Annotated in this window: 8 protein-coding genes; 4 read left to right on the plus strand and 4 right to left on the minus strand. The window is 70.0% G+C overall.

Annotated features, from left to right (window positions below; translation table 11 throughout):
* On the minus strand, positions 1–879 hold an 879-nt coding region (locus E2651_RS39920; RefSeq protein ID WP_167829039.1), incomplete at its 3' end, for an FAD-dependent oxidoreductase.
* A gap of 293 nt (positions 880–1,172) precedes the next feature.
* Here E2651_RS39920 and E2651_RS39925 point away from each other — a divergent pair.
* Complete coding sequence (locus E2651_RS39925) at positions 1,173–1,508, plus strand: DUF6214 family protein (protein ID WP_245239510.1); 336 nt, start codon at positions 1,173–1,175, stop codon at positions 1,506–1,508.
* A 120-nt stretch (positions 1,509–1,628) separates the two neighbouring features.
* Here E2651_RS39925 and E2651_RS39930 read toward each other — a convergent pair whose 3' ends face one another.
* A complete protein-coding gene (locus tag E2651_RS39930) occupies positions 1,629–2,252 on the minus strand; it encodes a DUF305 domain-containing protein (protein ID WP_135336181.1) in 624 nt (207 codons plus the stop codon).
* Positions 2,253–2,480: 228 nt separating this feature from the next.
* Between E2651_RS39930 and E2651_RS39935 the strand changes: the two genes are divergently transcribed.
* The gene (locus E2651_RS39935; RefSeq protein ID WP_135336175.1) at positions 2,481–3,983 is read left to right on the plus strand and encodes a hypothetical protein; all 1,503 of its coding nucleotides are present in this window, start codon (positions 2,481–2,483) and stop codon (positions 3,981–3,983) included.
* Here E2651_RS39935 and E2651_RS39940 read toward each other — a convergent pair.
* Positions 3,971–4,684, minus strand: coding sequence for a TetR/AcrR family transcriptional regulator (locus tag E2651_RS39940; protein WP_135336176.1), 714 nt, complete (start codon positions 4,682–4,684; stop codon positions 3,971–3,973). The two genes, E2651_RS39935 and E2651_RS39940, sit on opposite strands and share 13 nt — an antisense overlap.
* A 194-nt stretch (positions 4,685–4,878) precedes the next feature.
* Here E2651_RS39940 and E2651_RS39945 point away from each other — a divergent pair, with 194 nt between their 5' ends.
* Positions 4,879–5,124 (plus strand): DUF2630 family protein, encoded by a 246-nt coding sequence (locus tag E2651_RS39945; RefSeq protein ID WP_135336177.1) that lies wholly within the window; start codon positions 4,879–4,881, stop codon positions 5,122–5,124.
* 61 nt (positions 5,125–5,185) lie between these two features.
* Entirely contained in the window at positions 5,186–5,614 is a 429-nt protein-coding gene (locus E2651_RS39950; protein ID WP_135336178.1) for a (4Fe-4S)-binding protein, read from the plus strand.
* A 73-nt stretch (positions 5,615–5,687) separates the two neighbouring features.
* On the opposite strand, the gene E2651_RS39955 is transcribed toward E2651_RS39950, so the two are convergent.
* Positions 5,688–6,404, minus strand: a 717-nt coding sequence (locus tag E2651_RS39955) for a phosphatase PAP2 family protein (protein ID WP_135336179.1), incomplete at its 5' end; no start/stop codon positions are given.

Raw genomic sequence — 6,404 nt, forward strand, 5'->3', positions numbered from 1 at the left:
GTCCGGCAGCGTCCGCTCGAAGCGCACCCCGCCGACGCGCCCCGCCGCCTCCGCCACGGCCACGGGGCGAAGGAAGAAGCGCAGCCGGATACGCCGGGGCAGGCCGAGGACCGGACGCTCCGCCCAGCCGCGCAGGACCTCGATGTTGCGGCGGACCGCCGCGGGCAGCCCCGCGGTGTCGGCGTACGCGGGATCGAGCGCCAACTCCGCCGGATCCACGACGACTTCGGTGTCCGGCAGCGAGCCGAGCTCACGCAGCTCCTTGGTGGTGAAGCGGGCCTGCGAAGGACCGCGCCGCCCCACCATGTGCACCTCGCGGACCTGGCTCTCGGCCAGCGCGCCGAGCGCCTCCTGCGGCATGTCGGTGGGCCGCAGCTCGTCCACGCCGCGCGCCAGCATCCGGGCGACGTCCACCGCGACGTTCCCGACGCCGATGACGACGGCCGACTCCACGCCCCGTACGAAACCGTCGGCCTTCGCGTCCGGATGGGCGCTGTACCAGGACACGAACTCGGTCGCCGAGTAACTCCCCGGCAGGTCCTCGCCCGGCACGCCGAGGTGCCGGTCGGCCGCCGCGCCCACGCAGTAGACGACGGCGTGGTAGAGCTCGAGCAGCCGGGCGGGAGGCGGGCCGTCGGGGCCGATCTCGATGCCGCCGATGAAGCGGACGCGGTCGTGCTCGAGGACCGTACGCAGGTTGTTCTGGAGGGACTTGATCTTCTCGTGGTCGGGAGCGACTCCGTAGCGGACGAGGCCGTAGGGGCAGGGCAGCCTGTCGAGGACGTCGACGCGCACCCCGGGCAGCCGGTCCTGCTGGACGAGGGACTGCGCGGTGTAGACCCCGCTCGGGCCCGATCCGACGACGGCGACACGCAGCACAGCGGTGCTCCTTCCGCGAGGCGGCCTCGGGGGATGCCTTCAGCATCGCACCCCGGTGCGGGAAGGGGGAGGGGGCGTGGGCTGCCGGGGCGTCATGTGAGCGTGCCGTTCGTGACCTAATGAGATCGCACGGCTACCTTACGTATGTGTCGGAGAGTTCCTTTCTTGACGTAACTGATCACTGTCGACCGAGTCGACCGAGTCGACCGAATGCGGCGGGAGGCGCCGATGGCGGCCCGCTGCCCCTCCCTCCCTGGTTCCATGTGCGGCTGACCTTCGGAGACGGTGCCGTCGTGGACGCGCGGGCCGTGGTGTCGGAGGGGCGGATCACCATCGGCGATCTGAGCGCCGGGCCTCCGGCCGCACCGGAGGACCGCGCCGCGCCCGAGCGCGGCACCGCTCCCGCCGATTTCGCCGCGCCCGCCCGGCACCGCGCCCGCCCGTCGTGGCCACGCGGGCGCGAAGGGCGCAGGCTGGTGGCCGAGACCTACCGGGCGGCGCAGGGTGAGGGGCGGGATCCGGTGCTCGCCGTGATGCGCGAGACCGGGCGCAGCCGCCGCAGATCGCTCAGGCTCGTCGCCGCCGCCCGCGACGCGGGGTTCCTGCCCCCGCGCCACAACCATCGCTGAGCGCTTCGCGGGACGTGCGGTGATTCATCTGCGGGCCGGTGGGGGCTTGTCGCACCCACGCGGCGGAGCCGCATATGTCACCGCCCCGCGCCCCTTACGGAGCACGTCGGGGCACCCCCCTCACATCTCCCGCATCCTCCCGATCTCCGCCGTCTGCTGCGCGATCACATCGTTCGCCATCTCCTCGACCTGGATGTTGTTGCCCTCGGACAGCACATCCGTCGCCATGGTGATCGCACCGCTGTGGTGAGTGATCATCAGCTTCAGGAAGAGTTCGTCGAACGCCTTGCCCTTCGCGGCACGCAACTGCTTCAGCTGCGCTTCCGTCGCCATGCCCGGCATCGCTCCGTGGTCACCGTGCCCGTGCTGTTGCGGCTTCTTCTTCGCGCCGCCGTGGTTCTTCAGCCAGCCCTTCATCGCGCCGATCTCCGGGCGCTGCGCGGCCGTGATGCGGTTGGCGAGACGCTTCACCTTCGCGGATTCGGCGCGGTCGGGGGCGAGTTCGGTCATCTCGAGAGCCTGCGCGTGGTGCGTGATCATCATCTGGGTGTAGCTGAAATCCGCCGAGTTGGGGGTGTCGTCGTCGGATCTCTTCTTGGCGGCGTCCTCGGCGGACATGGTCGCGGCCGTCTCACCCGGTTTGCCCGGAGCGATCACCGAAGGGCCTGGAGCCGCTTTCTTGCCGGGAGTTGACCCGTCGCCGGAGTCGGACGTGCAGGCGCCGAGCGCGAGGGCGGCCGCCATGGCGGCGGCCGTGAGGAACACGGTCGTGGCGGGCGTACGGCGGTGGAGCACGGCTGCCTCCTGTGGCGCGCGGGGGAGTTGGGGACCGTCCTAGCACGCTTACGCGCGTGAGTGATCAAAAACTTTCATTACAGGTGCGTTGCCATCTGTTGATCTGTGCATGATGAGCACGATACTGCGGGGTGTCCGTGAACCGTTCAACCATGAACGGCGACTAGGGAGGGCACAGTGACCCTGTTGAACAACCCCCGAACACGGCGCAGACGCTTCGGCGTCGGCGCGGCCGCGGTCGGATTGCTCGCCACGCTGTTCACAGCGGCGCCGGCCGGAGCGACACCCGATCCGGGTGACTCGCCCGCCGCACCCAAGAGCGTGTCGAAGAGCGACCGCGCCGATGCGAAGGCGGCCATCGAGAGCGGAGACATACCCGCGCCCGGCGAGGTCGTGCACTCCGACAACATCAAACATCTGGCCAACATCCCCAAGGACGCGCTGCCGGGACTCAACACCGACCTCGCCTTCCAGGGGAAGTACGCCTTCGCCGGCAACTACGACGGCTTCCGCATCTACGACATCAGCGACCCGAAGGCGCCGAGGACCGTCTCGCAGGTGCTGTGCCCCGGATCGCAGAACGACGTCTCCGTCTCCGGCAACCTGCTCTTCCTCTCCACCGACTCCTCGCGCAGCGACAACTCCTGCAGCAGCACCACGCAGCCCGCGACCGAGAAGTCGTCGTGGGAGGGCATGAAGGTCTTCGACATCAGCGACAAGGCCAATCCGAAGTACGTCTCCGCCGTCGAGACCGCCTGCGGCTCGCACACGCACACGCTCGTGCCGGAGAAGAAGAACGTCTACGTGTACGTCTCCTCGTACTCCCCGAACGCGACGTTCCCGGACTGCCAGCCCCCGCACGACGGCATCTCCGTCATCAAGGTGCCCCGCAAGGCCCCGCAGAAGGCGGCGGTCGTCAACTTCCCGGTGCTGTTCCCGGGTGAAGGTCCCGACGGCGGCGGCAACCCGGGCGGACCCACCAACCCGGGCGTCTCCAAGACCACCGGCTGCCACGACATCACCGTGCTGCCCTCCAAGGACCTCGCGGCGGGCGCCTGCATGGGCGACGGGATTCTCTTCTCCATCGAGGACCCGGAGAACCCGAAGGTCATCGACCAGGTCCAGGACAACGTGAACTTCGCGTTCTGGCACTCGGCGACCTTCAACCAGAAGGCCAACAAGGTCGTCTTCACCGATGAGTTGGGCGGCGGCGGCGGTGCCACCTGCGACGAGGCCACCGGGCCGAACCGCGGCGCCAACGGAATCTACGACATCACCGGCCGCGGCGATCACCGCAAGCTCGTCTTCAAGAGCTACTACAAGATCCCGCGCCACCAGGCCGCGACCGAGAACTGTGTCGCCCACAACGGCTCGCTGATCCCGGTCAAGGGCAAGGACCTGATGGTCCAGGCCTGGTACCAGGGCGGCGTCTCCGTCTGGGACTTCACCGACTCCTCGAAGCCGAAGGAGATCGGCTACTTCGAGCGCGGCCCGCTGACCACCGACGCGATCCAGATCGGCGGCTCCTGGTCGGCGTACTACTACAACGGCTATGTCTACTCCAACGACATCGCCAAGGGCTTCGACGTCCTGAAGATCGACGACAAGCGGACCGATCCCGCCGAGCGGGTCCGGGTCCGTGAGCTCAACGTCCAGACCCAGCCGGACTACTTCGACTGACCGGACTGCTTCGGCTGACCGGACTGCTTCGACTGATTCGACGGAGTGGACCGCGTCGCCTGCGTGGTCTGATCCTCGACTCGCGCATGTGTCCCGCCGGGCGGCTCGTCGCCCGGCGGGACCCCGAGCTCCCATGCGAGGCCGTACCGCTGGAACAGCTCGGCCCGCAGCGCGGACGCCGGCATCGGCGCCCCCGGAAGCAGCACCGCGAAGACGGCGCCCATCAGCAGTGCGCGCAGCAGCGGATAGTCGGTGTCCACGTCGGGCGAGCCGTACCGTACGACGGTGTCGCGGAGCAGCTCCGCGAGGCGCTGCTGCTCCGGGCAGCGCACGAAACCCTCCGCCTGCAGGATGCCCGCCATGTGGGTGCGCATCAGGACGGGCTGGTCCCGGGCCAGGCCGAGGATCGCGTCGATGGCGCGGGCCAGGTACTCGTCACCGTCCGTGGGGTGCGGGTCGCGTTCGAGCGCGGCCTGGAGGGTGAGGTGCATCAGCCGGTGCACCGCCGACTGCAGCAGCTGCCGCTTGCCGGGGAAGTAGTACGACACCAGGCCGCGGGCCGATCCGGCGTGGTCCGCGATGTCGGCGAGCGTCGTCGCCTCGTAGCCGCGTGCGCCCACGAGTTCGACCGTGGCCTGCAGGAGCCGCTCGCGGGAACGCCTTCGCAACTCTTCATTGACCGATGGGCTACGCGGGGACATCCTGTAACTCCTGCGTTGACTGGCTCAGAGCCAATATACTCAGGAAGACCCGGGCCAAGGGCCCCCAGTGGGCCTTTTCGTGGTCCGGTGCGACCTGGGGCAGGCAACACCGCGGGGGAGTGTTGCCTGCTCACAGGTGCCGATCGGCCGAACCCTCCTTACAGTGGGCCGGGGGGCCGAGGAGGCGTACTGAGATGGATCAAGAGCAGATTCTGTCCCGGATCTCGTCGATGGTCGACGACGAGCGGACGCTGCGGAACTCCCTGGCGTCGGGAGCGATCGACGAGGCGACGGAACGCGCGCGGCTCGCCGTGCTCGAGCGCGAGCTCGACCAGTGCTGGGACCTGCTGCGCCAGCGGCGCGCGAAGGCCGAGTTCGGCGAGAATCCGAACGCGGCGCGGGTGCGGCCGACGGCCGAGGTCGAGGGATATCAGTCCTAGCGGTCATCCAGGTCATCCAGGTCATCCAGGTAATCCACCGGACGCACGCCGAGGAGCCGGCATGGGCGCCGAGCGAGGCAAGCCGTACCGCGGCCATCTGATCACCGTCACCTTCGACGCGCGGCGGTGTCTGCACGCCGCGGAGTGCGTGCGCGGGCTTCCGCAGGTCTTCGACACCGGGCGCCGCCCCTGGATCTCCCCCGACGCGGCCCCCGCGGACGAGGTGGCCGAAGTGGTGCGCCGCTGCCCGTCCGGAGCACTGCAATATCGACTTGCCGACGGCACGACGGAGCGCCCGGACGCCCCCACCACCGTGGAGCGAACCGGCGACGGCAGGCTGCTGCTCCGCGGCGACCTGCGCATCACGACGGCGGACGGCGAGAGCGTGCCCGGGACCGAGACGCGCGTGATGCTGTGCGGCTGCGGCGCGAGCGGCAACCAGCCCTACTGCGACCTCTCCGGGTCCTGCAAGGCGTCCGAGGCGAGCTGACCCCGCGCGGCCTCAGGCCCGGTCGCCGAGGTCGAGGACCGGCGGGGTGCAAGTGCCAACGTCTGTACGGGTGTTACTTGTCGCCCTCGGTCCGTGCGCCCCGCCGGTATGGGTGTTGCCTGTCGCCGTCGGCCTGTACGCCGCCCCGCCAGTACGTGTACGTCGCCACGGCCAAGGCCACCATCAACGCGCCGAGCAGCCAGCCGCCGACGACGTCCGACGGCCAGTGCACGCCGTTCCAGATGCGGGTCAGGCCGACCCCGACGACGGAGATCACTGCCAGCGTCAGTCCTGTGCGCCAGGCCGCGGGGCCCACGCCGTACACACGGAGCAGCCACAGGAGCAGGCCGCAGACCACCGTCGCCGTCATGGCGTGGCCCGAGGGGAAGGCCGCGTACTGGGCGGAGTCCACCGGGTCGGGCCAGGACGGGCGTGGCCGGTCGACCGCCGCCTTCAGCGCCTGCTGGACCACGGTGCCCACCGCGCAGGTGGCCGCGATCCACAGCGCGAGCCACCAGGCGCCGCGGAACGCCAGCCACACCACCGTCACGGTGCACAGCGCGCGCATCGTCCACGGGTCCCACACCCAGTCGGTCAGGATCCGGCTCGCGTGCGTGAGGTCGTCGTGCGCGACGGCCCAACGGTGCGTGGCGCGCGCGATGTCGCCGTCGAGGTCCATCAGCGGGCGCCACTCCAGCTCGACCAGGAGGAGCAGCAGGACCGAGGGTACGCAGAGCAGCGCCGCCACGAGTGCGGCGCGGGAACCGGGTGGACGGGGCGGGCGGGGCGG

The organism is Streptomyces sp. MZ04 (genome assembly GCF_004684775.1).
Taxonomy (GTDB): Bacteria; Actinomycetota; Actinomycetes; order Streptomycetales; family Streptomycetaceae; genus Streptomyces.